The 26,895-nt window shown below is 35.2% G+C and carries 28 protein-coding genes and 3 pseudogenes; 27 read left to right on the forward strand and 4 right to left on the reverse strand.

The genetic code is table 11. The annotated features are described in order from the left end of the window. Nucleotides 1-214 (reverse strand): annotated as a pseudogene (locus tag BM211_RS05850) (IS5/IS1182 family transposase); the annotation flags it as partial. 214 nt (nucleotides 215-428) lie between these two features. Further along, on the reverse strand, nucleotides 429-1,085 hold the full coding sequence (locus BM211_RS05855) for a PAQR family membrane homeostasis protein TrhA (RefSeq protein ID WP_035430400.1): 657 nt from the start codon (nucleotides 1,083-1,085) through the stop codon (nucleotides 429-431). Between the two features lie 193 nt (nucleotides 1,086-1,278). On the opposite strand from BM211_RS05855, the gene tatA reads away from it, so the two are divergent. The 9 genes and pseudogenes from tatA (at nucleotide 1,279) to BM211_RS05900 (ending at nucleotide 7,984) form a co-directional block, all read left to right on the forward strand. Continuing rightward, on the forward strand, nucleotides 1,279-1,443 hold the full coding sequence (tatA, locus tag BM211_RS05860; RefSeq protein ID WP_035430399.1) for a twin-arginine translocase TatA/TatE family subunit: 165 nt from the start codon (nucleotides 1,279-1,281) through the stop codon (nucleotides 1,441-1,443). Between the two features lie 123 nt (nucleotides 1,444-1,566). Next, nucleotides 1,567-2,322, forward strand: a complete 756-nt coding sequence (tatC, locus tag BM211_RS05865; RefSeq protein WP_035430398.1) for a twin-arginine translocase subunit TatC — start codon at nucleotides 1,567-1,569, stop codon at nucleotides 2,320-2,322. Between the two features lie 155 nt (nucleotides 2,323-2,477). Continuing rightward, nucleotides 2,478-2,729: a DUF2535 family protein gene (locus BM211_RS05870; RefSeq protein ID WP_035430397.1), complete on the forward strand. Its 252-nt coding sequence runs from the start codon at nucleotides 2,478-2,480 to the stop codon at nucleotides 2,727-2,729. 153 nt (nucleotides 2,730-2,882) lie between these two features. Beyond that, complete coding sequence (locus tag BM211_RS05875; protein ID WP_035430396.1) at nucleotides 2,883-3,725, forward strand: DegV family protein; 843 nt, start codon at nucleotides 2,883-2,885, stop codon at nucleotides 3,723-3,725. A gap of 577 nt (nucleotides 3,726-4,302) precedes the next feature. Beyond that, complete coding sequence (locus BM211_RS05880) at nucleotides 4,303-4,761, forward strand: helix-turn-helix transcriptional regulator (protein WP_035430395.1); 459 nt, start codon at nucleotides 4,303-4,305, stop codon at nucleotides 4,759-4,761. 127 nt (nucleotides 4,762-4,888) lie between these two features. Then, nucleotides 4,889-5,476 (forward strand): SCO family protein, encoded by a 588-nt coding sequence (locus BM211_RS05885; protein WP_035430394.1) that lies wholly within the window; start codon nucleotides 4,889-4,891, stop codon nucleotides 5,474-5,476. A 280-nt stretch (nucleotides 5,477-5,756) separates the two neighbouring features. Further along, nucleotides 5,757-5,903: pseudogene (locus BM211_RS27465) on the forward strand (helix-turn-helix domain-containing protein); the annotation flags it as partial. A gap of 480 nt (nucleotides 5,904-6,383) precedes the next feature. Further along, nucleotides 6,384-7,142 carry an alpha/beta fold hydrolase gene (locus tag BM211_RS05895; RefSeq protein ID WP_035430390.1) on the forward strand — a complete coding sequence of 253 codons (759 nt, stop codon included), beginning with the start codon at nucleotides 6,384-6,386 and terminating at the stop codon, nucleotides 7,140-7,142. Next, nucleotides 7,139-7,984 (forward strand): DUF2785 domain-containing protein, encoded by an 846-nt coding sequence (locus tag BM211_RS05900; RefSeq protein ID WP_090995743.1) that lies wholly within the window; start codon nucleotides 7,139-7,141, stop codon nucleotides 7,982-7,984. Before BM211_RS05895 ends, BM211_RS05900 begins: the two co-directional genes overlap by 4 nt. 550 nt (nucleotides 7,985-8,534) lie before the next feature. On the opposite strand, the gene BM211_RS05905 is transcribed toward BM211_RS05900, so the two are convergent. Beyond that, on the reverse strand, nucleotides 8,535-8,993 hold the full coding sequence (locus BM211_RS05905) for an Hsp20/alpha crystallin family protein (RefSeq protein ID WP_035430388.1): 459 nt from the start codon (nucleotides 8,991-8,993) through the stop codon (nucleotides 8,535-8,537). Nucleotides 8,994-9,385: 392 nt separating this feature from the next. Here BM211_RS05905 and asnB point away from each other — a divergent pair, with 392 nt between their 5' ends. From asnB to BM211_RS05965, 11 genes and pseudogenes are all read left to right on the forward strand, one after another. Next, nucleotides 9,386-11,287 carry an asparagine synthase (glutamine-hydrolyzing) gene (asnB, locus tag BM211_RS05910; protein WP_035430387.1) on the forward strand — a complete coding sequence of 634 codons (1,902 nt, stop codon included), beginning with the start codon at nucleotides 9,386-9,388 and terminating at the stop codon, nucleotides 11,285-11,287. A gap of 90 nt (nucleotides 11,288-11,377) precedes the next feature. After that, nucleotides 11,378-11,737 carry a GNAT family N-acetyltransferase gene (locus BM211_RS05915; protein WP_035430386.1) on the forward strand — a complete coding sequence of 120 codons (360 nt, stop codon included), beginning with the start codon at nucleotides 11,378-11,380 and terminating at the stop codon, nucleotides 11,735-11,737. A 16-nt stretch (nucleotides 11,738-11,753) separates the two neighbouring features. Beyond that, nucleotides 11,754-12,305, forward strand: coding sequence for a GNAT family N-acetyltransferase (locus BM211_RS05920; RefSeq protein ID WP_081904780.1), 552 nt, complete (start codon nucleotides 11,754-11,756; stop codon nucleotides 12,303-12,305). Nucleotides 12,306-12,412: 107 nt separating this feature from the next. After that, a complete protein-coding gene (locus BM211_RS05925; RefSeq protein WP_035430434.1) occupies nucleotides 12,413-12,742 on the forward strand; it encodes a hypothetical protein in 330 nt (109 codons plus the stop codon). 660 nt (nucleotides 12,743-13,402) lie between these two features. Next, complete coding sequence (dat, locus tag BM211_RS05930; RefSeq protein ID WP_035430384.1) at nucleotides 13,403-14,296, forward strand: D-amino-acid transaminase; 894 nt, start codon at nucleotides 13,403-13,405, stop codon at nucleotides 14,294-14,296. 88 nt (nucleotides 14,297-14,384) lie between these two features. Beyond that, entirely contained in the window at nucleotides 14,385-15,032 is a 648-nt protein-coding gene (locus tag BM211_RS05935) for a nitroreductase family protein (RefSeq protein ID WP_035430382.1), read from the forward strand. A gap of 283 nt (nucleotides 15,033-15,315) precedes the next feature. Next, nucleotides 15,316-15,804 carry a hypothetical protein gene (locus BM211_RS05940; RefSeq protein WP_035430380.1) on the forward strand — a complete coding sequence of 163 codons (489 nt, stop codon included), beginning with the start codon at nucleotides 15,316-15,318 and terminating at the stop codon, nucleotides 15,802-15,804. Between the two features lie 359 nt (nucleotides 15,805-16,163). After that, entirely contained in the window at nucleotides 16,164-16,706 is a 543-nt protein-coding gene (locus BM211_RS05945; protein WP_090995749.1) for a cysteine hydrolase family protein, read from the forward strand. A gap of 141 nt (nucleotides 16,707-16,847) precedes the next feature. Next, complete coding sequence (locus tag BM211_RS05950; RefSeq protein ID WP_090995752.1) at nucleotides 16,848-17,057, forward strand: hypothetical protein; 210 nt, start codon at nucleotides 16,848-16,850, stop codon at nucleotides 17,055-17,057. A gap of 218 nt (nucleotides 17,058-17,275) precedes the next feature. Then, entirely contained in the window at nucleotides 17,276-18,052 is a 777-nt protein-coding gene (locus BM211_RS05960; protein ID WP_090995758.1) for an endonuclease/exonuclease/phosphatase family protein, read from the forward strand. A 265-nt stretch (nucleotides 18,053-18,317) separates the two neighbouring features. Next, a pseudogene (locus tag BM211_RS05965) lies at nucleotides 18,318-18,473 on the forward strand (isochorismatase family protein); the annotation flags it as partial. Between the two features lie 42 nt (nucleotides 18,474-18,515). Here BM211_RS05965 and BM211_RS05970 read toward each other — a convergent pair. Beyond that, a complete protein-coding gene (locus BM211_RS05970) occupies nucleotides 18,516-19,106 on the reverse strand; it encodes a class I SAM-dependent methyltransferase (RefSeq protein ID WP_090995761.1) in 591 nt (196 codons plus the stop codon). Between the two features lie 683 nt (nucleotides 19,107-19,789). On the opposite strand from BM211_RS05970, the gene BM211_RS05980 reads away from it, so the two are divergent. From BM211_RS05980 to BM211_RS06010, 7 genes are all read left to right on the forward strand, one after another. Then, the gene (locus BM211_RS05980; RefSeq protein WP_035430430.1) at nucleotides 19,790-20,908 is read left to right on the forward strand and encodes a GAF domain-containing sensor histidine kinase; all 1,119 of its coding nucleotides are present in this window, start codon (nucleotides 19,790-19,792) and stop codon (nucleotides 20,906-20,908) included. Between the two features lie 14 nt (nucleotides 20,909-20,922). Further along, entirely contained in the window at nucleotides 20,923-21,558 is a 636-nt protein-coding gene (locus tag BM211_RS05985) for a response regulator (protein WP_090995764.1), read from the forward strand. Nucleotides 21,559-21,713: 155 nt separating this feature from the next. Continuing rightward, nucleotides 21,714-22,250 (forward strand): NADPH-dependent FMN reductase, encoded by a 537-nt coding sequence (locus tag BM211_RS05990; protein WP_035430366.1) that lies wholly within the window; start codon nucleotides 21,714-21,716, stop codon nucleotides 22,248-22,250. 1 nt (nucleotide 22,251) lies between these two features. Continuing rightward, entirely contained in the window at nucleotides 22,252-23,481 is a 1,230-nt protein-coding gene (locus BM211_RS05995; RefSeq protein ID WP_035430365.1) for an MFS transporter, read from the forward strand. A 286-nt stretch (nucleotides 23,482-23,767) separates the two neighbouring features. Then, a complete protein-coding gene (locus tag BM211_RS06000) occupies nucleotides 23,768-24,322 on the forward strand; it encodes a YdcF family protein (protein WP_035430364.1) in 555 nt (184 codons plus the stop codon). Nucleotides 24,323-24,423: 101 nt separating this feature from the next. Then, entirely contained in the window at nucleotides 24,424-25,377 is a 954-nt protein-coding gene (locus BM211_RS06005) for an ABC transporter ATP-binding protein (protein WP_090995767.1), read from the forward strand. A 3-nt stretch (nucleotides 25,378-25,380) separates the two neighbouring features. Continuing rightward, nucleotides 25,381-26,892, forward strand: coding sequence for an ABC transporter permease/substrate-binding protein (locus tag BM211_RS06010; protein ID WP_090995770.1), 1,512 nt, complete (start codon nucleotides 25,381-25,383; stop codon nucleotides 26,890-26,892). The last annotated feature ends 3 nt before the right edge of the window (nucleotides 26,893-26,895 follow it).

A 26,895-nucleotide genomic window follows, 5' to 3' on the forward strand; every position in this document is an offset into this window, starting at 1 on the left:
CAAAAATGGATTTCAACAATAAATATTTGAACATACGAACGGGCGGCACTGCATTGCGACCGTTATCGAGACAATATTTATTCTTTAATTCCTCTAACACAAAAGAAAAATCAACCATTTCATTAAATTGACGAAGCATATTATCTTTTGGCACGACGATATCGTAAATCGCCATGAATGGGCTAAGGTTAAGAGGTTGTTGTTTTGAAATCATCCGAGACACCACCTAGAGTTAGTACAACCATTATACATAAAAAAAGTGAAAGCTTCCTCGATTTCATCGGGGAAGCTTTCACTTTTTGAACTATGAGGACTTTTTCAGTGGCCTCATCATATAAGCTGAGACCTTTTTTTATCCCGTAAAAGCGCAATTGATTCAATTAACCATCAGCAGGGGATAAAGACTCCCCGCTGATAGAAGTTTCATTTTATGCTACAGGTAATACATAAAATAAAACGCAGAAAAACATCATTGTGCTTCCGCCTAATACAAAGAGATGCCAAATTGCATGGTTAAATGGGAGCTTCTCCCATAGGAAGAAGATAGCACCGACAGAGTATAAAATCCCGCCAATTAATAATAATGAGAAGCCGCTACCAGTTAAGTTTTCATATAGTGGTTTAATAGCAACGATAATGAGCCAGCCCATCAGAATGTAAAATAAAGTAGATAGTTTAATAAAACGACGTACAAAAAATATTTTAAAAATGATTCCTGCTATTGCAAGTGTCCAAATAATCGCAAGTAATGTCCAGCCAAGTGGCCCGCGTAGTGTAACGAGTAAAAACGGTGTATATGTGCCGGCGATTAACAAATAGATGGCAGAGTGATCTAAAATAGTGAATAATTTTTCCACTTTTGGATGATGGATGCTATGTAATAGTGTTGAACATAAATATAGTAAAAACATGCTCACGCCATATACAGTAAATCCTACAATTGCTGATGCAGTTCCATGTTTTGATGCATGAATAATTAAAATAATTAATGCAGGGATACTTAAAATGGCACCGATGCCATGTGTAATTGCATTAGCGATTTCTTCTTTAACAAATTGAGTCATTCGAGTTATTTTTTGAGTCATGTTTCGACTCCTTTCTCACATAGTAAAATGAAGAATATAGTTTCTTTCACAATATCATATACAAATGGAATAGGAAATGAAAATTGTATAAAGGATTTATTTTCTAATTTTTTTGACAAAAGACAACGGATACATTGACGTTTACAGACTTTTTTGACAAAATAAAATTAATTGAGAATAAGGGGGAAGTATCATGCCAAATATTGGGTTTCCAGGATTGATTTTAATTTTAATTTTAGCATTAATTATTTTTGGGCCAAAAAAATTACCGGAAATTGGACGAGCGTTTGGAGAAACCTTAAAAGAATTTAAAAAATCCGCCAAAGGTTTGCATGATGATATAGATGAAAAAAAATGAATTTTGTATCAGTAGGGAGGAGTTCCTGCTTATTATCAGTTGAATCAAACGGATACCTACGTCCGTTTGTGAAGGAAAAAAGATGTAAGACGAGCTTGCATCTTTTTTCCAGTGAACAAGGAAATGGGTGAGAATATGAACGATCATGAAATGAGCATAGTAGATCATCTTGGTGAGTTGCGAAAGCGACTTATTATTACAGCATTGGCATTTTTATTTTTCCTTATTATGGGTTTTTCTTTTACGAAAGAGATTTATAGTTTTATTGTGAAAGATTTACATATGAAATTAACAGTTCTTGGACCGAGCGATATTTTATGGATTTATTTTGTAATTGCGGCTGTGTTTTCAATCGTATGCACTATTCCAATCGCTGCCTTGCAGCTTTGGTTATTTGTCAAGCCAGCATTACTTCCACATGAGCAGAAAATGACGCTTTTATACGTACCAGGACTATTTATATTATTTATTGGTGGACTATGTTTTGGATATTTTATTATTCTACCATTTGTACTAAAGTTTTTGGTTAGTCTTGGTGATGAAATGTTTCAAACAATGTTTACAACAGAGAAGTATTTTTCCTTTGTTATGAACATGACAGTACCATTTGCTGTGATTTTTGAATTACCTGTTGTAACTATGTTCTTAACGAGCATTGGAATTTTAAATCCAGTAGCATTACAAAAGATTAGACGGTATGCGTACTTTATATTAATTGTAATTGCGGTATGTATTACACCACCTGATTTTATTTCAGATTTTTCTGTAGCAATCCCGTTATTAGTTATTTATGAATTAAGTATTACAATGTCAAAAATTGTTTATAAAAGAAAAATAAAGCGAGAATTGCAATCTTCATCGAAAAGTGCCTCTTTATGACAGGCACTTTTTTTATTTCTTTGTTATACTATTGGTGTAAGCGTATACAATATGAAAAAGAAAAAAATTAATGCTTCTCCAAAATTTAGACAAACTTTTTGTCTTTGTCGGTTTATACTAAAATTATAAATCCAAAAAAAAAGAGGATTGATATCGTGATTATGAAGAGTTTTTATTTTACTCATCCAACAGGAAAGTGCGTAAAGGTGGTTGAAATTCCAGTACTACAAACACAGCATCCATTAGCGTTTCAAATTCAGTCGCGTCTTCAGCTCTTTATTTCTAAAATTCAAAAACAAAAACAACCAAGGTTTTCGTACTCATTTCGAGAATATTTGCAAGGTTGCTTGCAATGGAATGATTATTCAAATGTATATGAAATAAATACGTTAGAAAAAAATGCATAGGAAAAAATCGCGGCAGAGCAAAGGTGCTCTGCTGCTTTCTTTTTAGATATAAAAAATAAGAATTTCATGGGAAAATTACCTTAAACTGTTGAAAGCAGTGGGAATACTAGTATAATAACAGGGAGAGCGTAGTGGAAAGGGAAGAAATCAAACATGCAAAAAATTAAAATTGTCACAGATTCAACGGCGGATTTTTCACAAGATGTGATTGAGAAATACGATATTCATGTTATCCCATTATCAATTTCTGTGAACGGACAAACTTATTTAGATCGTATAGACTTACAACCAGATAAGTTTATTGAAGAAATGGAAAAGGCAGAAGAGCTACCAAAAACATCTCAACCAGCAGTTGGTTCATTTGTAGAATTGTATGATCGTTTAGGAGAGGACGGTAGCCAAGTTCTTTCGATTCATTTAACAAATGGACTAAGTGGTTCAGTTGCAACAGCAGGTACTGCAGCAACAATGACAAATACAAAAGTAACTGTAGTAGATTCTTTATTCACTACTCATGCTTTAGGATATCAAGTGATTGAGGCAGCGAAAATGGCGCAAGCAGGACGTTCTTTAGAAGATATTTTAAAACGTATTGAAGAAGTTAGAAAAAATACACGCCTATTTGTTGTCGTTGATACGTTAGATAACCTTGTAAAAGGTGGCCGTATTGGTAAAGGAAAAGCAATGCTTGGATCTTTGTTAAATATTAAGCCAATTGCTAGTATTGAAGACGGAGTCTACAACCCGATTACTAAGGTACGTAGTCAAGGGCAAATTGTAAAAACATTAGCGAAAATATTTGAAGAAGATATAGCTGGAAAAACAGTGAAAGCAGTCGCGATTCCACATGCAAAAGCATTACCGTTAGCACAGAAGATGAAAGAGGCAGTTGAAAAGATTAGTGGATTCACACAATCAGAAATTTTCTATACGACACCGGTTATTAGTACACATACAGGTGTTGGGGCGATTGGATTCTCTTATTTTGCAGAATAGAAAAGAGCTACTTGATGATATTCAAGTAGCTTTTTTTCGTACTGAATAAAGTGAAACTTTAATCAGTGGGAGGGTTTTTTCATCCCTCACTAATTATTAGCCCTCACCAATTGGGCTTTGATGGGCAGTTTATCTCCCACTTAACTTCTTAAGAAAAGCGGAAGCGGCTCGTTCAGAATCGCAGGACGCCCACGCCCAAGGCGGAGAGGCGCTTTTTGCCTCGTCCGAGGGGGCGAAACGGCCGGAGATTCTAGCCGTTAGAGCTTGACAACAAAGAAATGTGGAACTGGACAATGCTTTTGCTGAATTTTGAGGTGGGAGTATTACTGCCCACGAATAGCGGGATAAATAGATTTTGTATGCTATAAATGAGTATTTCTCTCTCTACTTCTTTTTTTGGACAGGAGGGGGAAGGTGTAATATATGTTTACCAAAGAAATAAAACATGCAATCATGCCTATGGAAGCATTCGGAAATTTATTGAAAACCAAGAAAGAAGTAAGTAAAATTGACTAAGTATTAAAAAAGTGTAAAAATTCAATAGGATACGATTTGAATAGTAAGAAAGGGTGCTCAAATGAATAAAGACGAAGTGGTATTAATAATTGCGAAAAAAATGAAGTTAATTAGAACTGAATATAATTATACACAAGAAGAAATGGCAGAAATTTTAGGGCTTTCTAAAAAGACACTTGTTCAAATTGAAAAAGAGCGCATCTTACCTTCGTGGACGACCGTTATTGCGGTATGTGCGCTGTTTCAAAACAGCGAAGTATTGCAGTCTGCATTTGGGGGAGCTGTTCTTGAAGTTGTCCAAACAATTGCTCGTCATCAAATGGAATATAAAAAAGAAAAAACGATGGGCGGACATATATGGTGGAAAGAAATTGAGAAAAAAGGAGAGTTCCGTTTACAACAAAATATTGTTAGTCAACATTATCGGATTTTAGACGGTGAAAATTATAGGTGGTTTAGCACATTACATAAAGAAGAAGCAATTGGAAAATTAGTACGATTTAGTGAACAAGTGAAGTAAACGGTTTTCTCATGGTGTTTACCTTTGTTACAATAAAGTGAAACTACGGTTAGCAGGAGCGTTATACTGCTCGTTAGTATAGGATAGAAGAAATGTAATTTTTAAAGGAGAGAAAGGTGTTTTAATAATGAAGCGATATCAAAAGTGGGTTGGACTTCTTACTGTTTTTTGCATACTGCTTTTAGCTGGATGCAGTTCAGGATCGAAACTTCGAAAACCGCTAAATTGGGATGTTGAAAGTTTTCAATACATAAATCAAAATGGTGAAAAATTTGGTACAAAAGATTTAAAAGGAAAAGTATGGGTAGCGGATCTCGTATTTACAAATTGTCAAACAGTATGTCCGCCGATGACAGCAAATTTGGCGAAATTACAAAAAATGGCAAAAGAAGAAAAGTTAGATGTTCAATTTGTATCATTTAGTGTTGATCCAGAGGTAGATACGCCTGAAAAGTTAAAAGCATTTGTACAAAAATTTACTGATGATACGAAGAATTGGAACTTATTAACGGGTTATTCGCAAAATGACATTAAAAAATTTGCGGAAAAAAATTTTAAAACGTTAGCTGATAAACCTGATAATTCAGATCAAGTCATGCATGGAACACAATTTTACTTAGTGGATCAAAACGGAAAAGTGATGAAAGAATACAGCGGTATTAAGAATACACCATATGATGATATATTGCGTGATATTAAGCGTTTAACACGATAATAATACTATTTGTTTATTCCTTTTGAATAAACAGTAAAAAAGAGTCCAATTACTCTGTAAAATAAATAAGTGACAATATCTATCGTTCCTTGTAAGGATAAGAGGATGGATATAATGTTGCACATTATATATGTATTGGTACATTGCTCAATAAGAGTGATGTACTTTTTTTATTATACAGATCTCTTTACGACCTCATATACAACAACATTAGTGTGGTTACACTAAACAGGAATGTATGTTTCTATTTTAAATAACCGTTTATTTTTGAGGTGCTTACATGAACATGTATACAGTAAAAGAATTGGCGTTAGCTTTACAGAAGCATGAAGAAACAATTAAACGATGGCTACGGTCTGGAAAGTTCCCAAACGCATTTCGCAATAGTGATAAAGAAGGATGGAGAATTCCTGAAAATGACCTTGTACAGCGATTGATTTTGGCAGAACAATATATTGCAGAAAATAATTCAAAATGGGTGGCAAATTATTTTGAAATGTTTAAGTAGTAGCCTCCCTACTCCTTATTCAACTAAATGGCAGTATAGTTGAACAAGGATTATTGATTAACTCTGTCGAATATGTCCTTTAGCATTTCTTCCTGGCCCACAACAAGATTGCGAAAAATTGCCTAAAAGGGTGCTTAATTAAACAAGAGCATCATTTCGATGGTTTATTTTTATGTACAGAACATCAAGTAGATTTCGGCGATTCAGTGTGAAATGTTTAAAACGACAAAAAACTTGGAAGTAAGCAAATTATCAATTGGTATTCTACAGATTTCTTTTGGAGTGGTTTCAGCTGAAGTTACAAAATAAAAAACGGTAAGGTTCGCAAAATATATAATAATCAAATTATTATGGAAATATTGATAGTGTGAAGCTTATAATTGAACTGGGTGATTAAAAGTGACTATACAAAATAAAAAGATAATTGATATCTGTGATAACCGCAGACTATTAAATAAATATTCACGTAACAGTATTCCAAGCGTAATCTTCATAGCAGGGTTAGGCGATAGCTATGAGACATGGAAAAAAGTCCAAGACCGAATATCGCAAAAAACATCAACCTTTTCCTATAACAGGTCGGGTATTGGCAGGAGTCAAGTCGCATCCGTCCCGACGACTTGCTATGATCTAGTCGAGGAGCTCAACGAATTGTTGCTAGCGCTTGAAGTGGAGAAGCCCTATATATTGGTGGGACATTCTTTTGGTGGTTTGGTCGCTAGATTATATGCCAGCCTTTATCCACTGAACATCTGTGGTATGGTTTTGGTTGACGCTGCACCGGAATATAAAGAACTTGCCTATGAAAAGGTTCTACCTGAAAATCTGCTTGCAGGAAATAGGGAATATTACGAGAATCCTATGTTGAATAGTGAGAAGATTGATAAAATACAAAGCTATAAGCAAGTCGTTGATCATTCAAAGCAAAGTAACCTCCCTCTCGCAATTATTACAAGAGGTTTACCTGACAATGGTGAAGAGGGATGGCCATCTCAAGAAATATTGGAAATTGAGCAAAGACTCCAAGCAGAATTCCAATGGCTGTCAACGTCAAGCAAGTACCGGATTGCTAGTCGAAGTGGACATTATATTCAACATGATGAGCCAGAAATTGTTATAGAGGAGATTATGTTAATGTTGAAGGAGATAGGAAAATGAGCGATACAAGGACTAAATTGATGATGGATTTGCAAAGAATTGAGAAGGATAAGTATCAGTTACGCGAAGGTGAGCGGCATCAAGATTTCTTACCTTTGTTACTTCAATATATTGGCGATCCTCAGCCAGAATTACGGGATAACCTGATTTATCCAATGTTTTATATGTGGATTAAGGAAGAAAATAGATTCAGTGGAGAGGAGTTGCGTAGCCTCTTAACTGTTCTGACTGATGAGAACCATTTGTTCTATAATATTGGCAGCGAGGATGATCAGTCAGTTTTTACAAGGACGTTCTCTGCCTTGACTATCGCTTTGATTGTGCAACACCACAGACAGAATCCATTTTTCAATCAAGCGGAAATTGAGCAATTAATGCATGCAATGCTCCGTTATTATAAAGAGGAGAAGGATCTGCGAGGTTACCTTTCAGTAGGAGGCTGGGCTCATAGCGCGTCTCACGGTGCGGATGTTTTTGTCGAGCTGGTGCAGTGCGAGGAGAGCAGCGTCGCACTGCTACGTGAGGTTCTTGTCGCTATTTCTAACATGCTTCATAATGGTAGACACATTTTTAGCGATGAGGATGATGAACGCTTGGTCAGCATCGTGGATACGATGATGGACAAAGAGTTACTTCCACATTTAGAAATCGCTGATTGGATTAGCGACTTAGCGCAATGCTGCAATTTGCCGAGAAGTCGCAGTCAGGTGATTGCTCGTGTGAACAGCAAGAATTTTTTACGCAGTCTCTATTTCAGAAGGGGACAAGATAGCCGAGGGAATGAGCTTAACACTGTCATGCTTGGTACTGAGGCAAAATTGAACAAGTTTTCTATCAGTTAAAGGATTAGAGGGGCCGTCCCAAAAGCCGTGGAAAATTGGCTGAGGGATTTTGCCCCTTTTTATGTCAAGAAAAACAAAAAGAAACCATCCATTGGTAAAATGGAAGTACCACCCACCACGCACAAAAGGAGAGGCAAGGGCTGCAATTAAGGCAGTTTTTTCTCATTGAACTAACGCATGCGTTAGTTCAATAAGGTCCAAAAATGTTGTTGTAGTAAATGAAGTCATTTGTAGTACAAAGAAGGATAGAAATAGCAGTTTCCACTTCTGCTTTCCTATCCTTCTTTTTTCACTATATAATGTGTGACAGTATATAAAAACCTCCACTTACAAATAAATTTAATTATTTGCTTGACTTTTAATAAAATGGTATGATGGACTCTTTTTTGTTTATCACGCTATTCGCGGACAGTAAGACCCCCACCTCAAGATAGAAGTGCATCCCAATTGTTAGACACAGTCTAACAATTGGAGTGCACTTCTTTATCTAGAGGGGATTTTGAGATTGTTTTCTATTTGGAGTGGATACGATTAGCTTAGCATTCTTTTCTTATTCAATTGATAAAATATCATGTTGCTGCGGAAGCTTTGGTGCACGAATTTCTAAAATGCCGTTTTGGTAAGAAGCTTTTGCTTGTTTTTTGTTAATGGGATACGGTAATTTAATAACGCGAGAAGCTTCTGACATTGTACACTCACGGCGATAATAATTATATGATTCGTTCATTTCTTCGCCTAAAACGTCGTCTTTTACGGAAATTTTTAAGTATTCACCTTGTATTTCAATTTGAATCTGTTGTTTTTGAATTCCAGGAAGTTCAGCTTTTATAACAAGGTCATTTTCCACTTCAAATAAATCAACTGGAAATGTTACTAAACGGTTTCCTTTTTGGAAAAAGTGGTTCATATCTGCAATCACATCACGAAGTGGAGTTTGTTCGAAAAAGTCATCAATTTGTTTTAAGTAACCTCGAAATTGTGGACGTGTAGGTTTTTTTTCATCGCTCATCATTTCTCCTCCTAAAAATAAATCTGAAATATCATATGACAAAAAAGCCTAAATGTGAGTGTGGTTTTTTAGGTAAGTAAAAAATTGAAAATTGATGAAGGATAAGAATAGAATCGTTTTATATAATTGCAAATTGAAAAAGCAACAGAAAACATCTTTTTTAGGTGAGTGGGAGCAGCTGGATATATTTAGGGGCAGTCAAAGCTTTTTTAAAGGAAAGAGGGAAAACTGAGAAAAGTATGTTTTATTTTGCATAGCAGTGATGAATATGTTGAAAAAACATAATGGATTTATGTACTTTTTGTCGCCATATTGCTATGATTATGCTAGTATAAATAGGGTTGATATAGTAGTATAGAAAAAGAATGAAAACCGAAAGAGGGTAAGAAAGTATGTGTGGTTTTGTAGGATGTTTATGTGAAAACCCTAGAGGGTTTTCGGCAGAAGAAAAACATCAATTTGAAAATATGAATACGATTATCTTTCACCGTGGTCCAGACGATGAAGGGTACTTCCGTGATGAACATGTACAATTTGGCTTCCGCCGTTTAAGCATTATTGACTTAGAGGCAGGACATCAGCCGTTAACGTATGAAAATGATCGTTATGTAATTATTTTTAATGGTGAAATTTATAACTATGTAGAGCTTCGCGAAATGCTTCTTGAAAAAGGTGCAACATTCGCTACACAATCTGATACAGAAGTAATCATTGCATTATATGCTCATATGAAAGAAAAATGTGTAGATTACCTTCGTGGTATGTTTGCATTTATGATTTGGGATCGCGAAGAGAAAAAACTATTCGGTGCACGTGATCATTTCGGTATTAAGCCACTTTATGTTGCGCAGCACGAGGATACAACATTCTTTGCATCTGAAAAGAAAAGTATATTACATGTGATGGAAGATAAAGGAGTAAATCCAACTTCCTTGCAACACTACTTTACGTATCAATATGCTCCTGAGCCTGAAACGTTAACAGTAGATATTAACAAAATTGAGCCAGGTCACTACTTTGTAAAAGAACTTGGTAAAGAAATGGAAATCCGTCGTTATTGGCAACCATATTTCAATGCATCTGATGCGACGAAAGAAGAGCATATTCAAGCAATTCGTGACGTATTATACGATTCTGTGAAAATGCATATGCGCAGTGATGTACCAGTAGGTTCATTCTTATCTGGTGGTATCGATTCGTCGATTATCGCGTCTATCGCAAAAGAAATGAATCCAAACTTATTAACTTTCTCTGTAGGCTTTGAACGTCGTGGTTTTAGTGAGGTTGACGTAGCGAAAGAAACAGCGGAAAAACTAGGTGTAAAAAACTATAGCGTATTCGTAACACCACAAGAATTCATGGATGAATTTCCAAAAATCATGTGGCACATGGATGATCCATTAGCGGATCCAGCAGCTGTACCATTGTACTTCGTTGCGAAAGAAGCACGTAAACATGTAACAGTTGTTCTTTCTGGTGAAGGTTCAGACGAGCTATTTGGCGGATATAACATTTATCGTGAGCCAAATTCTTTGAAAATGTTCTCTTACATCCCTAGCCCAGGAAAACGCGTATTAAAAGCGTTAAGTGGTGCATTAAAAGAAGGGTTTAAAGGGAAAAGTTTCTTAGAGCGCGGATGTACATCGATTGAAGAGCGTTACTATGGAAATGCGAAAATCTTCCGTGAAGAAGAAAAAGCAGCACTTATGAAGCACTACGATGAGAGTGTGAATTACATGGATATTACGAAGCCGTTGTATGATGATATCAAGAATTATGACGATGTAAGCAAAATGCAATACATTGATATGTTCACATGGCTGCGCGGCGACATTTTATTAAAAGCTGATAAAATGACAATGGCACATTCATTAGAACTTCGTGTACCATTTTTAGATAAAGAAGTATTTGATGTGGCATCTAAAATTCCAACAGAATTAAAGATTGCAAACGGCACAACAAAAGCTATTTTACGTGAAGCAGTACGTGGTATTGTACCAGATCACGTATTAGATCGTAAGAAGTTAGGCTTCCCAGTGCCAATCCGTCACTGGTTAAAAGATGAAATGCATGATTGGGCTGTAAATATTATTAAAGAAAGCAAAACAGAGCATTTAATCGATAAGCAGTACGTATTAGACTTGTTAGAAGCACATTGTGCAGACAAAGGTGATTATAGCCGTAAAATTTGGACAGTACTTGCATTTATGGTGTGGCATCAAATTTTTGTTGAACATAAATATGATACAAATGCATTTCATGAAGAAACAAAGCGCGCTTATAGCTTAGTTTAAGGAGAAAACCTTAAGATAGCATTGCTATCTTAAGGTTTTTTTTCATAAATACTTGTCCTGTTTGATACAATAATAAGGAGTGGAATAAATATGTTAACGTTCGAAAAAGTAACAGACGAAACAAAGCTGGTAGTAAAAGAAATGTTTTCTTCTCATGATTTACTAGTTCAAGATGTAGCATATTGTATAAAAGCAGATGATACATATATAGGTATTGTTGACTATACTGTGAAACAAGAGAAAGCGATATTATCGTATCTTCTTATTCATCACGATTATGAGGGATACGGATATGGAACGAATGCTTATTATACGTTTGAGGAGATTGTAAAAAGAGAGCATGTGAAAGAGATTCAAATCACATTTATAAATAAAAATGAAAGAATAGAATCATTTTTTGAACAACTTGGTTTTCAACAAAGTAATCATGTTTACATAAAGAAAGTGTAATGGGGGAGACGAAGAAATGGAAATTCGCAGCGCATATAAAAGAGACGTAAAATCTATTTTACATATATATAATGATGCGATTATTCATACAACTGCTACATTTGATTTGCAAGAAAAGACATTAACAGAGATGAATATGTGGTTTGATGCGCATAATGAGATGTATCCAGTCATCGTTGCTGAAGAAGATGGTATCGTACTTGGGTATTGCTCTTTATCACCATTCCGTGAAAAAGAGGCATATAAGCAAACAGTAGAGATTTCAGTTTATGTGGATAAACAAGCGCGCGGGAAAGGTGTAGCGAAGAAATTGATAGGACACATACTTCAATTGGCAGAAGAGGCAGCGCATCATACTATTATTGCTGGAATTACAAGGGGAAACGATATAAGTGTGAAGCTGCATGAACAGATGGGATTTACATATGTAGGGTGTTTTCAAGAAGTAGGTTATAAGTTTGATGAGTGGCAAGATGTGTTGTTTTATCCCGCATTAACGGGCAGTAATACTCCCGCCTCAAAATTCAGCGGAAGCAAAGAAGTTAGGCGGGAGATAAACTGCCCGTAAAAGCCCGATTGGTTCAACTAATAATCAGTGGGGGATGAAGAAAACCCCCACTGATTAAAGTTTCACTTTATCAGTACATTATAAAATAAGGTGGGAAGTGTATGGGGATGACACTAGCACTTATTGTAATTCTGGGCTGCTTTTTGTTTGCAGAGCTTTTTCAATTATTAGTAAGAAATATATTAAGTAAGAGACGTAAACCATATGAATTACAGTATTTTCCTTTATTTTTAATGTTATTTCTTTTGCTATATATTTTGCAAAAAGTCACTCTTTTCCCACCAACGATTGCGATTTTTTTGAAATTAGGGTTAATATATAGCTGCATCGGAATGGGAATTCTTTGTTGTTTACTTTGTCTGAGATATGTCCACTATCAAACTTATATTTTGATTATAAATTGGCTGAAGCGAGATGATGGAAACCGTCTTTTATAAGATGATTTTTGTCTATCATCAACACGGTCTATTCGTTCTATTGATAAAGTGAAACCTCCATCACAGGACGTGATGGAGGTGTAGTTAGAGTGAATAACCCCTCCATATCCACAATTGTGGATATGGAGGGGAACCCTTAAGTTTGCTAATAGCGCGAAACGTTAAAATAACTAGGTTCTTTTGTATTTCATCGAGAACGCAAGATGTTTTTCTTGAACTTCTCCATCACGGTAAACGCTTGAGATAATGATGTCTTTTTGTATTCATTCGTAGTATGTGGCGTTGTTTTCTGTGAAATTGTCGTTTCCATCTTTGGCTGTAAGAGTGAATGGAACGTACAATTAGAGGAGAAAACGCTCCGCTAAAATTGTTGTATCCTTCCAAAAAACCCAAGTTATTACCCCCTTTTTGCAGAAGATGAAAAATGAGAATAAACAAGTTTAAGTCTAATATTTTATGTTTTTATATACAATATGAGCAAGTCCTTTCGAAAAATCTAGGTTCTTTCGGCATGTCTTCAAATGGGAATGATTTATATATCGCGTTTCTAAGAATGATAAGTAGAGAGAATATTTTGTTTTTAAATAGATCGAAAATTATTTATTTTTAATTAATTCAGGTTGTACAATAGAAGTATGTATGAAGAGGAGGCGGAATGGTATGAAAAATAATCATAAAGATTGGATTTTATTTAATGGAAGCATCGTGAATACGAAAGAGAAAGAACCAATGATTTCATTAGAAGAGCGAGGATTACAGTTTGGAGATGGAGTATATGAAGTATTTCGTTTATATGATGGGAAGCCTCATTTATTAGATCTTCATTTAGAGCGTTTTTTCCAATCTATGAAAGAAATTGAATTAGAACCGCCTTTTACAAAAGAAGAACTTATTTATCAGTTGGAGCAATTGGTTGAGAAAAATCAATTTCAAGAGGATGGAAATGTATATATTCAAATTTCAAGAGGTGTACAGCCTAGAAACCACTTGTTCGAGTCCGATCTTCAGCCCACATACTATGCAAATATCGTACCATTTCCAAGGCCAAATACTTTGATGGAAAACGGAATTACGGCAACAATTGCTGAGGATATACGTTGGCATTATTGTCATATAAAATCACTTAATTTACTTCCTAATATTATGATTAAAAATAAAATTGCAAAAGGTGGTTATTACGAAGCAATTTTAGTTCGAAATGGCATTGTAACAGAAGGGTGTCATTCTAATTTCTTTATTGTTAAAAACGGAACTTTGATTACACACCCTGCAAACCAATATATTTTGTATGGGATTACACGTCATCATGTCATTTCCTTAGCAAAGAAGTTAAACATTCCTGTTGAAGAACGACAATTTTCTCTTCAAGAAGTATTTGGCGCGGATGAGTGTTTCTTTACAGCTACACCCATTGAAATTGTACCAGTAAAGCAAATTGGAGAAGAGTGGTATCAAACGGGAGACCAACCAATTATAAGAATGCTGCAGGCGGCGTATAAGGCGAGTGTGTATAGTGGGAATGTCACTTACCCCCACCTTAACCGCGGACGATAGGTGAGGGATGAATCGCTTTTTTTTATTATATGTTATAATCAGTCAGGTAGAGGTTTTGAAAACGTTATAAAAGGGGATTTTGAATCGTATGGATTATCAAGCATTTAAAGATATTATTCACGGTCGTCGCAGTGTTCGTAAATATACAGAGCAAGATGTTTCTATGGAAGATATTGAAGAAATTATTGATTGTGCGAGATATGCACCGAGTGATACAAATTCGCAAACGTGGGAATTTGTCGTTATTATGAACCGTGATAAAATTAAAGACATAGAAGAAATGACATGGAACGCATTACATAAAAGAGCAGAAGAGGCAACAGAAAAAGGAGAAGAAAAAGCAGGAAAGTTATTGACTCGTTCTTTTGGACCATACGCAACAGCTTTTTCAGATGCACCGGTATTAATTATTTGTTTAGCAACACCATATCAATCTAAATTCCGGGAAAAGATTTTTGATCCGATTGAGTTTGTTCCAAATTCTATTTGGGAAGAAGAAGGCATCAAAAGTAGTTGCTTAGCTTCACAAAATTTAATGCTTGCGGCTCATGCTAGGGGTCTTGGTACATGCCCAATGACGGGACCGGTGTTATTAGCGCAGGATGAGCTAAGAGACTACTTAGAAATTGAATCTGATAAACAAATTAATATGGTGATTGCATTAGGACATCCAAAGGACCAGCCGAAAAAGTTAGCTCGAAAAGAGGTTGCGGAAATTACGAAGTTTATCCGATAAAGTGAAATTTCAATTGATAGTGAGAAAGTTTGAAATAATCTTAGCTGAAAGAGCTAAGATTATTTTTCGTGTAGAAAGAAATACAGGGAAAATAGGTTGAGAAGAATGCTGAAAAGGATTTACAAAAATTTCTTGAAGAAATAATGATGATAATAAGTTGATAAGTGTGGTACAGTTAGTTGTGTAGGTACGATAGTATGTTTACGAAAGTGATTCAAATGGGTGTATATATAAAATATTTTTATTAAATAAATTAGGTATTAAGATACAGGGGGAATGGATTTTGAAAAAATTCATAATCACTGGATTATCTGTTATGTTGTTAGTGGGCTGTGGAGTAACAAAGGAAAAGAATGTGAAGAAAGAAACGCAACAAGAACAAACAATTAATGCGCAGCAAGAAAGCAAGTACTCATTTCCTGAAGGAGTAACTTCAGTTGGTGAAGGAAAAGTGAAAGTTATTACACCTGATGGTACATCAGAAAATGGGAATGTACCTGTCGTATTTATTAAAAAAGATACGATTATTCAACAAGTAGAAATCGAACTTGCAAATTTCCAAGGGGATAAAGAAACATTTGTATACGTTGATAAACGATTTGAAGAAACGCATCAAGCAAATGAACTAACCCAAACGACAATCGCATTAAAAAAAGAAACACTACAACCAGGTATTCATACCGTAACAGTAATCCAGTATGAAAATAATGATCCAAATGGAAAAGTAATTAACTTTGCCGAGGCGAAGTTTGAAAATAAACCAGCACTGTAAGAAGAAATCTGCTTTATAAGCAGGTTTCTTTTGTTTTTATAGGGATTTTCACTATACATGTCGAATTTATCATAACGTGTCAAAATAACGCGTTTTCTATTGTTTACTATGAAACGAAAGGAATAGAAAAGATGAAACAAGCACTTATTAACATTGATTATACATATGATTTAGTAGCGGAAGACTAGGACAAGTAATAGAAAAGGTTGGAGTGGCGATCCAGGATTTTGGAGTTGAACTCGTTGGAAGTTATATTGATTTGGGTAGTCTGTAAAAACAGTTAATAAATGTGGCTGAATATATAAAAAGTATTGAAAGAATATATTTAAAATCTATTCGATAATGGGAGATGAACAAATATGGGAAAAGAAGCTTTATTAATTGTAGATATGAGTAATGATTTTGTGGCAGATAAGGGAGCTTTGACTGCTGGTAAACCAGCACAGGAAATTGTACCGTATATTAAAGAATTAGCAACCCAATTTTTAGAGGAGGGAAATATTGTTGTAGTTACAATGGATGCACACCAAGCTGATGATCCGCACTTTAAGTTATGGACACCACATAATATTGTGAATACAGAAGGACAACAATTATACGGCGAATTATACGAATGGCATCAAGAAAATAGTAGAAACCAAAATTTAATTTATGTCCCAAAAACAAATTATAATGCTTTCTTTCAAACAGATTTGGCTACCACTTTAAAAAAATTAGGAGTTGAAAAAGTTCATACTGTCGGAGTTTGTACGGATATTTGTGATTTTTTGACAATAGCTGGAGCAGATGCAGAAGGTTTCAAAACGGCAATACACAAACGAGGCGTAGCGACATTTACTGATCTTGGAGAAATGATGATTAATCATATGCAGCTTTGTTTTCATACTGAAATCATTGAATAAAGTGAAACTTTAATCAGTGGGGGTTTTCTTCATCCCCCACTGATTATTAGTTGAACCAATCGGGCTTTTACGGGTAGTTTATCTCCCGCCTAACTTCTTTGCTTTCGCCGAATTTTGAGGTGGGAGTATTACTGCCCGTTAATGCGGGATAAAAAAGTGCATATCAGCCATATGCCAGTTTCAGGACGTGAGAAGTCTTGGGGATCTGAAAACGAAAAGGAACTCGTTTGGAAAAATATCGTGTCATTGTGTAATAATTTTTTAGACGCAAAGTATGACGTTATAATTGATTGGATCGCATTTTGGGATGATGTTAAGAAGTACACGACTATTGGATTAAACAAGGGATAGAAGTGCGTTGTGGGCAAACCAGGAAATTCACTTGAAACGTGACCTTCAAAGACCAACTGATGCACAAATGAGGGAAAGAGTCATAATTCTTCGGAAAGAGTTTCTGCAGTCTGATACTCTTTCTTATTTTTTTATTGATAATACATCAGTTAATCTAGCATATTCAAGAGAAGGGTCAGTTTTTACTAGTTTAATATTGGTAAAATGGGAGGGGAATAATGAGAATTGCGACTTTTAATATTTGGAATAATCAAACTTTGTGGGGTGAACGGCTAGCAGCAATCTGTGAAGTAATCAAAAATGTTAATCCTGAGGTTCTTGCTATTCAGGAAGTCAGGAGCACTATTGATGGTGAAAAAGGGATAAATGTTGCACAATACATTGCGAATCAAACAGGTTATCCATTTTGTATTTTCAAAGAATATCCAGATTCTCCAGATGAAGGACTTGCATTTTTAAGTAAAGTCCCAATTTGTACTGAAGATGTTATTTGGAACAAAAATACTAAAGAATCAAATTACTGTGCCATTAGAATCACTTTCAAATATGGAAATTATGAATTTGGCATAACAAATGTTCATTTGAATTGGAAATCCACTTTCATAAGAAATGAACAAATTAGAGCAGTACATGATTGGATTTTTACAGAAAATAAGGCTAGAACATGCGAAATTCTTTGTGGAGATTTTAATGACGACCCTTATTCGAGTATTCATCAATACCTAACTGATAATCAGTGGATAGATGTAGCACAGTTTAAAGAAGAACACAATGATATTAAACCTCAACCAACTCTAGACTTTATAAATAATTTAAACATAAAAAATGAATCAAGTTTAAAATTACAAGCTCGATATGATTGGATTTTAATTAACAAAAATAATAAATTGAATATTTCATCCATAGACAACGTGGAAGTCTTTGGGGATTATCCAGTTACTAAAGAAGCGATATTACCGAGTGATCATTATGGGGTGCTGATGGATATCACATAGATGTATGTTTAATATAAATAACTAAAGAAGAAAACTAAAAGCATACTTTCTTCTTAAATTGGAGAAAATGATATTTTATAAATATCTTAAAATCGATTTTTATATTAAAACGCTGGTAGTATTTCAGAACTTCTTAACGTTTATTAGCAATACATTAAAACTTATTAATTATGTACTATTTTAATTATGCACACTTTTAAAAGTATTGATATATAAGGGTTTTTGTAGAGGATTATAAATATGCATATGGTAAATTCAAAGATAATGTACGGACATTTGTGTGTTACATACAGCAATTGATGCCTATAATAAAGGATTCCGCATTCTCGTGTATGAAAAAGCAGTTGCATCATTAAATGAACAAGGGCATAAGTTCGCCCTGCAGCATGTAAAGTCTTGTCTACAAGCTAAAGTAGAGTAAGAAGAAAAAACCGCCAGAAAAATAGAAATTTTGGCGGTTTTGTTATTTTCTTACAAAAATACAAATTGATCCCCTATATTCATGGAATATCACGTTGTTATATCCCGTTTCTTTTAGCAATTTTTCTATGTCTGTTTTCGTTTTGAATTTTGTCATATGATACTTTATTTTATAGTGCTCAGCGACAATGAGAAAATATCCATTTGGTTTTAATACTCGAAATACTTCTGTTACATCATTCTCTAAATTAGGCCAAAAATAATGGGTTTGAAAAGCAGTAATCATATCAAAAAAGTCATTTAAAAAAGGTATAGCCGATACGCTTGCTTGTTTGATAAGCACTTTTCCTGAATCCACATCTTTTTTATTCATTTTGATAGAGTTTTCTACGGCTTGTTTGGAATAATCTATACCATATATTTTTCCGTCCAGATTCATTTTAGAGAGAATATGTATTGATTTTCCACCGCCGCACCCTATATCAAGCATGATTGCACGCTCACTAATTTTCACCTTACTTAAAGCCCATTTTGTCATACTAGTATGAGCGACATTCATGATGCATAACATAGATGAGCCGACAAAACCTTGTGGATTTTTAGCTTGTTTAATTAATTTATTCAAAACACTCAATTTTTTATCACCTTTCTTTTTTATTTTAATGTAAAAAATTGTTTCTTTTAGAACTTCTTTCTGTATATTTTTCTTTATCCTCTTTTCGAATTCCTTTCTTATGGAAGAGGGAGATAGAAAAGAGTAAAGTCGACTTTGAAAAGGATATGTTAACAATTCAAGTGACGCAAAATGATGAAATAGAAGAAAAAAGTGAAAGTGGCACATATATTCGAAAAGATACAGGATCGGTTATTCGCCGGCAATAAGATTCCTAGAAAAAGAGAGATGCAGACATTCGAACAATTATATATGTCCATTTTAATTTTTCGACATCTTTGTCTAGCTCTGCCTCCTAGGCCCTCCTGTCTAAGAACCTTCCACACAAGAAGGTAAAAAACACCTTCTGTGTGAAAGAACCTTAGCCAACGAGCCTAAACAGTCGGCTCCGCTTTTCTTTATAAGTCGCTACTATGCAGAATACAATTATGATCAGTACTCGATTGCTCCTTTTGTTTTAAACCTTGCATGTGGCAGAAAAAGGCCTGACCGCTTTTATGCATGGCTAGATGCTCTTGCTTGCCTAAAAAGAAAGAGGGTTTTTATGTCGATTTTTTCATTTGTATTTATATAGTGATATAAGTTTTGTTTCATTTATAGTATTTAGAAATTTCTTAATGTTATAATAGGAAATGGTGATGAACATGAATGAAAATGAAAAACAAATGCATCGATTGCAAGCGTTAAAAGAAATTGCGGAGTTATTAAATGAAGCGACTGATTTGCAGAAAATGTTAGAAAAAGTATTGCATACGCTCTTGCAAGTCATGAATTTACAAACAGGGTGGATTTTTTTTATTGATGAAAAAGGAACACATCGAATGCTCGTTGATACAAATTTACCACCAGCACTTACATGGGAAGAAAAGAAACCAATGTGCGAAGGTGATTGTTGGTGTATTGATCGATTTGTTGCGGGGCGTTTGCAAAAAGCAACAAATATTATTGAATGTAAGCGTATAGAAGATGCGATTGAATATGAATGGGGAGAAACAGAGAGTATTACGCATCATGCGACGATTCCACTTCAGGCAGGAGGGGAGAGGTTTGGATTATTAAATGTTGCTTCTCCTCATAAAACGCACTTTGCAGAAGAAGAATTAGCTTTATTAGAAGCGATTGCTTTTCAAATTGGGACAACGATTCAACGGATTAGGCTAGTTGAGAAGGAACGGAAATATGTAGTCGTTGCCGAAAGAAATCGCCTAGCACGTGATTTACATGATTCTGTTAAACAGCTTCTTTTTTCAATTATGTTAACAGCTCGAGGAACAATGGATATGACGAAGAATACAGAATTAAAGGAGATGTTAACGTATATAGGAGAGTTATCACAAGAGGCACTGCAAGAGATGACATTATTAATTTGGCAGTTACGGCCTGAGGGTTTAGAAAAAGGTCTTGCTGAAGCAATTCGAAATTATGGAAAGCTCCTTGGTATTCATGTAATTATGCGAATTGATGGAGTTATTTCGATAGACGATGAAATAGAAGAAATGTTATGGCGTGTTAGTCAAGAAGCGCTTCATAATTGTAAAAAACATGCTTCTTGCGAAAACGTATTTGTACATTTAAAAATAGAAAATAATATGTTGAAGTTTCAAATTGAGGATAACGGAATAGGGTTTATGAAAGAAAAAGTAAGAGATTCTGCGCTTGGTTTAAAAAATATGAAGGAACGCATTGAGTTGTTGAAAGGAAAGTTTCATATTCAAACGAAACTAGGTGAAGGAACGAAGATTGAGATTCAGTTACCGGTATAAAGGGGAGACAAATATTGAAAATTAAATTACTGCTTGTAGAAGATCATCATATTGTCCGAAGGGGACTTGTTTTCTTTTTAAAGACAAAAGAAGAATTTGACATTATTGGTGAAGTGGGAGATGGAGAAGAGGCATTACAATTTATTCAAACAGAACGACCTGATGTTGTATTAATGGATGTGTCGATGCCGAAAATGGACGGAATTGAAGCAACGAAGCGTATAAAACAATATGACTCATCTATTAAAATACTAATGTTAAGCAGTTTTTCAGAACAAGATTATGTTCTTCCAGCAATAGAAGCAGGTGCAGATGGATATCAATTAAAAGAAGTGCAACCGGATCAACTTGTAGCTTCTATTATTGCGGTTTATCAAGGGAATGCGAATTTTCATCCAAAAGTAACACCTGCCTTATTAGGTCGTCCTGCGGCAATGGAGATCAAGCAAGATCATTTATCTATGTTAACGAAGCGAGAAAAAGAAGTGTTGCGTGAAATCGCCAAAGGAAGAAGTAATAAAGAAATTGCAGTAGAGTTACATATTACAGAACAAACTGTGAAAACACATGTTTCCAATGTCCTAGCTAAATTACATGTAGATGATCGAACGCAAGCAGCCTTGTATGCGGTGAAACATGGTGTTGTATAGGAAGCGTAATGACAGAAACTCATACGAAAGTATGAGTTTCTGTTTTTGCTTATTCATACTATTTTCTCAAATGGTTTCCATCTTTCTTACGGTTTATAAGAGGGAATTTTCTGATAAGATAAATATACAAATTCAAACAAGGGAGAGAAATAAGTATGAAACTAGTTGTTATTAATGGTACACCACGTAAATCCGGTAAAACTCGCGTCATTGCAAAGCATATTGCACAGACTTTTAACGGAGAATTATATGATTTAGCTGTTGAGGCACTTCCATTATATAACGGAGAAAATTCTCAATATGAATTACAGGCAGTAGCAAAATTAAAGAAACTTGTAAAAGAGGCAGATGGTGTTGTACTATGCACGCCGGAATATCATAATGCGATGAGCGGTGCACTAAAAAATGCATTTGATTTTCTTGGAAGCAGTGAGTTTATGCATAAGCCGGTTGGTCTTCTTGCAGTTGCAGGCGGCGGTAAAGGCGGTATAAATGCATTAAATAGTATGCGCATCGTGGCAAGAGGAGTATATGCAAATGTGATTCCGAAACAAGTTGTTATTGATAGTCTTCATGTGCAAAACGGAGAATTAGGAGAAGATGCGAAACCGCTAATTGCGGATTTGTTAAAAGAACTGAAAGGATACATGAGCATTTTTCCAGAACTGAAAAAACAGTTAGGAGCTGATTAATATGTCATCTCTTTACCGTGATTCTCGGTTGTACTATATTCTTGGAGCCAATAGCCTATCAGCGATTGGCTCTGGGATTACAATGATTACGATTTCGTGGCTGCTTGTATCGTCGCCAGGTGGAAATACAACGTTCGGTTATATTTCAATTATGTCTACACTTTTTATGTTTTTGTGTACACCGTTTATCGGACATTGTATTGATCGTTTTTCTCGTAAAACGTTGCTCTTAGTGAATGAAGCCATTGGAGCAATCGCTGCCTTAGCTATGGTATGTTGGGGATTTACAGGTCACTCCTATGAAACAATCCATTACATTGTGCTGTATATAACAGGTTCATTTTATTACTTAGTGTTTTATCCGAACATTTTCGCATTTAACCAAGAAGTGTTTGCACCGGAGCATTATAAATCATTAAGTGGAACGATGGAAATACAGGGACAGTTAACACAAGTCATCGCAGGTGCTGTTGCAAGTCTTATGATTGCAATTGTCGATGTGAAATGGATTTTATTGATCAATATGATATCTTATGTAGGAGCATTTATTTTATTATCGTTTATTCCGTATACAAAACAGAGAACAAAAGTGGGAAAACAACCATTCGTAAAACAAATTTTTGAAGGTGTTCATTTTATGAAGCAAAGAAAGCGATTATTTTGGTTTTTATTTGCGACATATATGCCGTTTATCGGTGTGATGATGACAAATTATTTAATGCCTGTATATATTTCAGACGTACTAAAGGCAAATGGATCGGTATATGGTACAGAAGGAATGATGTACGGTATTGGTGCGATGCTTGCGGGAATTGGCATTCCAATTCTTATGAAATATGTAAAAACAGAAGTATCTATTGTATTCACGATGCTCATATATACAATTTCAATTACCGTAATGATTATACAACCATCCGTTTACTTATTATACGGCCTTGCTATTTTTAAGGCGATGGGAAATGCAGGAACACGTGTTGCGCGAAGTGTGCTTATGATGGAAGAGGTTCCAAATGAAATAGTTGGGCGTGTTGATAGTCTATTTCGATTTGTTGGTACAGGTGTACGAGTTATTCTTCTTATTGCCTTTACAACGTTTGTGTCTCAAATCGGTGTCATGGTGCCGTTTTATGCACTGAGCCTATTATTAATTAGCGCAACATGTATTGCGTTTTCATATGTGAAAATGCAGCGGCAAGAACGAATTCATATTACCAAAAAAACGGTTGTATAGTAACGAATCTAAAACACATCCTATAGATGTAATATTTAAAAAAGGTGTGAATTGATATGGGAAAAACAAAAGCATTAGGTTCAGCGAAGCATAAAGGTAATCAAACGCAAGATCATACGTCTTCAAAGAAAGCACGCAATGCTCAAAATGCAGGACAGCGTCAAGGGTAGGGAAGGTGGCGAGGATTGACTCCTCGCTATTTTTTTGAAATTTAATAAATGTAGGTAAAATACTTCTGTAGCATCTTTTTCTTTTATATAATATAAAAAAGGGAGAGAACTGCTATATGAATAAATGGTTATTATTACTGTTGTTAATGCCGCCAGTATACGTTGTGTATATCACATATCGCATGAAGAGAATTGCTAATGAGAAAGTAAGTCATACAGCACCGTATGTTTTAATTTTAGGTGCGAAACTATTTGGTGATAAACCATCGTTATCACTACAAAATCGATTAGATGTAGCGCTAGGCTATTTACATTCGCATCCAAAAGTAAAGGTAGTTGTATCTGGTGGACAAGGAGACGATGAAGATATTTCAGAGGCGCTTAGTATGAGCCGCTATTTAATGGAAAACGGTATTGGAAAAGAAAGAATTTTACTTGAAGATCGTTCTACGAGTACATATGAAAATATAAAGTTTTCTAAGGATTTATATGAGATAAAGCATGCGGTTGTAGTCAGTAACACCTACCATTTATACCGAGCAAAAATTATTGCAGACCGCTTAGGTATGAAGATGGAAGCACTTGCTGCACCGACGCCAAAGCGTTCGAGAAAAAAGGCATATATACGTGAATATGCGGCAATCATAAAGACAATTTTAAACGATTATTAGAGCTCAAAATAGAGCTCTTTTTATTTTGAGAAGGCAAATCATTTGAAAATAGCTCAAAATTCCGTAAGAATAGAGGAAAGAATGAAAAAGGAGTTGTATTTGTGATTCGATTTGAACGCGTTTCAAAAACGTTTGATGATAAAACGAAGGCTGTAGATTCGTTGCAGCTAGAGATCCGTAAAGGAGAATTTTTTGTTTTAATCGGCCCGAGTGGATGTGGAAAAACTACGACAATGAAAATGATCAATCGATTGATTGAAACAACAGAAGGTTCAATTTTTATTGATGGGAAAAATATTCGGGATTATAACATTCATGAATTACGATGGGATATTGGATATGTATTACAACAAATTGCGCTATTTCCGCATATGACAATTGCAGAAAACATTGCGGTTGTTCCAGAAATGCGCAAATGGAGTAAAGCGAAAATTCAAGAGCGTGTTGATGAGTTATTAGAAATGGTAGGGTTAGATCCTGATATATATAGGGATCGTATGCCAGATGAATTATCTGGCGGTCAAAAGCAGCGTGTCGGCGTTGTGCGAGCACTTGCTGCTAATCCGAAAATAGTTTTAATGGATGAACCGTTTAGTGCGCTAGATCCTTTAAGCCGTGAGCAGCTGCAGCGTGATTTGGTAGACTTGCAAAAAAAGATTCAAAAAACAATTGTTTTCGTAACTCATGATATGCAAGAAGCGTTAGCGCTTGGTGATCGTATTTGTATAATGAAAGATGGGAAAGTTGTCCAACTTGATACGCCGGAAGCAATTATACAAAATCCCGCAAATAAATTTGTAGAAGAATTTATTGGGAGACCACGATTATCCTGGTATGATCATAAAAAAGTAGAAGATATAGTATCAATATTAGCACAAGAAGGGAAACAAGGTGATGGTTATCCACTTTCGACTAAAGTTTCCCTACATGATGCTTTACTTCGTTTAGAACACGAAAAAGAAATACCCGTCGAAGAAAATGGTACATATATTGGTACTTTAACAAGTCAGCATATCGTTCAGTACATAGTAGAGCAAATGAAAGTGAGGGCATAGAAAGTGACAACCATTTTACAAACGATGCAAGAGCGTAAACAAGAATTGTTAAGTGCCCTTTTAGAACATTTGCAAATTTCGTTGATTTCCTTATTTTTTGCAATTCTTATTGCAGTTCCACTTGGAATTTTGTTAACTAGAAAAGAGCGTATTGCTGAATGGGTAATTGGTACTTCTGCTGTGATGCAAACGATTCCTTCTTTGGCCCTTCTTGGATTGTTAATTCCATTAGTTGGTATCGGGAAGTTCCCAGCTATAATTGCCCTTGTGATTTATGCACTGCTTCCTATTTTAAGAAATACATACACAGGGATTCGTGAACTAGATCCATCGCTTATTGAGGCAGCAGAAGCAATGGGAATGAACGGTTGGAGACGGTTATGGAAGATAGAAATACCACTTGCTTGGCCTATTATTATGGCAGGGATTCGGACCGCAATGGTACTAATTGTTGGTACAGCGACATTAGCTGCTTTAATTGGAGCAGGAGGGTTAGGGAAGCTTATTCTACTTGGAATTGATCGGAATGACCATGCTCTAATTTTATTAGGTGCTATTCCGGCTGCATTATTAGCATTATTTTTTGATGGTGTGCTGCGCATGATCTTGCATGTAAGACGTTCACCAAAACGAATAATTGTTACAATTGCCGTTGTAGTTGGAATCATCATCACACCATTTCTTTGGAGTACACAAAAGAAAGACATTATAATCGCTGGTAAACTTGGTTCAGAGCCGGAAATTTTAATTCAGATGTATAAACAATTAATCGAACAAGATACGGATTTAAATGTAGAAGTAAAACCTGGGTTTGGAAAAACATCATTTGTATTTGAGGCATTAAAATCTAAAGAAATCGATATTTATCCAGAGTTTTCAGGAACGGCTTTATCAACGTTCGTAAAAGAAGAACCCAAAAATAAAGATCGTCAAGAAGTATATGAGCAGGCACGAAATGGGATGGAGAAGAAATTTAATATGAGGCTATTAAAGCCAATGCAATATAATAACACGTACGCATTAGCAGTCCCAAAACAAATAGCGACGCAGTATAACATTAAGACAATTTCTGACTTAAAAAATGTTTCTTCTCATATGAAAGCTGGATTTACGCTTGAATTTGCAGATCGTGAAGATGGATATAAAGGAATACAAACACTTTATAATATACAGTTTCCTAATTTAAAAACAATGGAACCAAAGCTGCGGTATAGTGCTATTCAATCTGGCGATGTGAATCTCATTGATGCCTATTCAACAGACAGTGAATTACAGCAATACGGTATGCAAGTACTAGAAGATGATAAAGGGCTGTTTCCGCCATATCAAGGAGCGCCATTATTGCGTGAAGAAACGTTAAAGAAATATCCGGAAATTGAAAAATCATTAAATAAACTTGCAGGGGAAATTACTGATGAAGAAATGCGTAAAATGAATTATGAAGTGAACGTAAAAGGGAAAGCAGCGGAGAATGTAGCAAAAGATTTTTTACGAAAAGAAGGATTATTAAAATAGAAT

The organism is Bacillus sp. 491mf, assembly GCF_900112415.1.
Taxonomy (GTDB): Bacteria; Bacillota; Bacilli; order Bacillales; family Bacillaceae_G; genus Bacillus_A.

What these genes read in the sequence shown, in the direction of transcription:
- BM211_RS05855 (WP_035430400.1), bottom strand. Translation starts at nt 1,085, where the DNA reads ATGACTCAAAAAATAACTCGAATGACTCAATTTGTTAAAGAAGAAATC.
- tatA (WP_035430399.1), top strand. Translation starts at nt 1,279, where the DNA reads ATGCCAAATATTGGGTTTCCAGGATTGATTTTAATTTTAATTTTAGCA.
- tatC (WP_035430398.1), top strand. Translation starts at nt 1,567, where the DNA reads ATGGGTGAGAATATGAACGATCATGAAATGAGCATAGTAGATCATCTT.
- BM211_RS05875 (WP_035430396.1), top strand. Translation starts at nt 2,883, where the DNA reads ATGCAAAAAATTAAAATTGTCACAGATTCAACGGCGGATTTTTCACAA.
- BM211_RS05880 (WP_035430395.1), top strand. Translation starts at nt 4,303, where the DNA reads ATGAATAAAGACGAAGTGGTATTAATAATTGCGAAAAAAATGAAGTTA.
- BM211_RS05885 (WP_035430394.1), top strand. Translation starts at nt 4,889, where the DNA reads ATGAAGCGATATCAAAAGTGGGTTGGACTTCTTACTGTTTTTTGCATA.
- BM211_RS05900 (WP_090995743.1), top strand. Translation starts at nt 7,139, where the DNA reads ATGAGCGATACAAGGACTAAATTGATGATGGATTTGCAAAGAATTGAG.
- BM211_RS05905 (WP_035430388.1), bottom strand. Translation starts at nt 8,993, where the DNA reads ATGAGCGATGAAAAAAAACCTACACGTCCACAATTTCGAGGTTACTTA.
- asnB (WP_035430387.1), top strand. Translation starts at nt 9,386, where the DNA reads ATGTGTGGTTTTGTAGGATGTTTATGTGAAAACCCTAGAGGGTTTTCG.
- BM211_RS05915 (WP_035430386.1), top strand. Translation starts at nt 11,378, where the DNA reads ATGTTAACGTTCGAAAAAGTAACAGACGAAACAAAGCTGGTAGTAAAA.
- BM211_RS05920 (WP_081904780.1), top strand. Translation starts at nt 11,754, where the DNA reads ATGGAAATTCGCAGCGCATATAAAAGAGACGTAAAATCTATTTTACAT.
- BM211_RS05925 (WP_035430434.1), top strand. Translation starts at nt 12,413, where the DNA reads ATGACACTAGCACTTATTGTAATTCTGGGCTGCTTTTTGTTTGCAGAG.
- dat (WP_035430384.1), top strand. Translation starts at nt 13,403, where the DNA reads ATGAAAAATAATCATAAAGATTGGATTTTATTTAATGGAAGCATCGTG.
- BM211_RS05935 (WP_035430382.1), top strand. Translation starts at nt 14,385, where the DNA reads ATGGATTATCAAGCATTTAAAGATATTATTCACGGTCGTCGCAGTGTT.
- BM211_RS05945 (WP_090995749.1), top strand. Translation starts at nt 16,164, where the DNA reads ATGGGAAAAGAAGCTTTATTAATTGTAGATATGAGTAATGATTTTGTG.
- BM211_RS05950 (WP_090995752.1), top strand. Translation starts at nt 16,848, where the DNA reads ATGCGGGATAAAAAAGTGCATATCAGCCATATGCCAGTTTCAGGACGT.
- BM211_RS05960 (WP_090995758.1), top strand. Translation starts at nt 17,276, where the DNA reads ATGAGAATTGCGACTTTTAATATTTGGAATAATCAAACTTTGTGGGGT.
- BM211_RS05980 (WP_035430430.1), top strand. Translation starts at nt 19,790, where the DNA reads ATGAATGAAAATGAAAAACAAATGCATCGATTGCAAGCGTTAAAAGAA.
- BM211_RS05990 (WP_035430366.1), top strand. Translation starts at nt 21,714, where the DNA reads ATGAAACTAGTTGTTATTAATGGTACACCACGTAAATCCGGTAAAACT.
- BM211_RS05995 (WP_035430365.1), top strand. Translation starts at nt 22,252, where the DNA reads ATGTCATCTCTTTACCGTGATTCTCGGTTGTACTATATTCTTGGAGCC.
- BM211_RS06000 (WP_035430364.1), top strand. Translation starts at nt 23,768, where the DNA reads ATGAATAAATGGTTATTATTACTGTTGTTAATGCCGCCAGTATACGTT.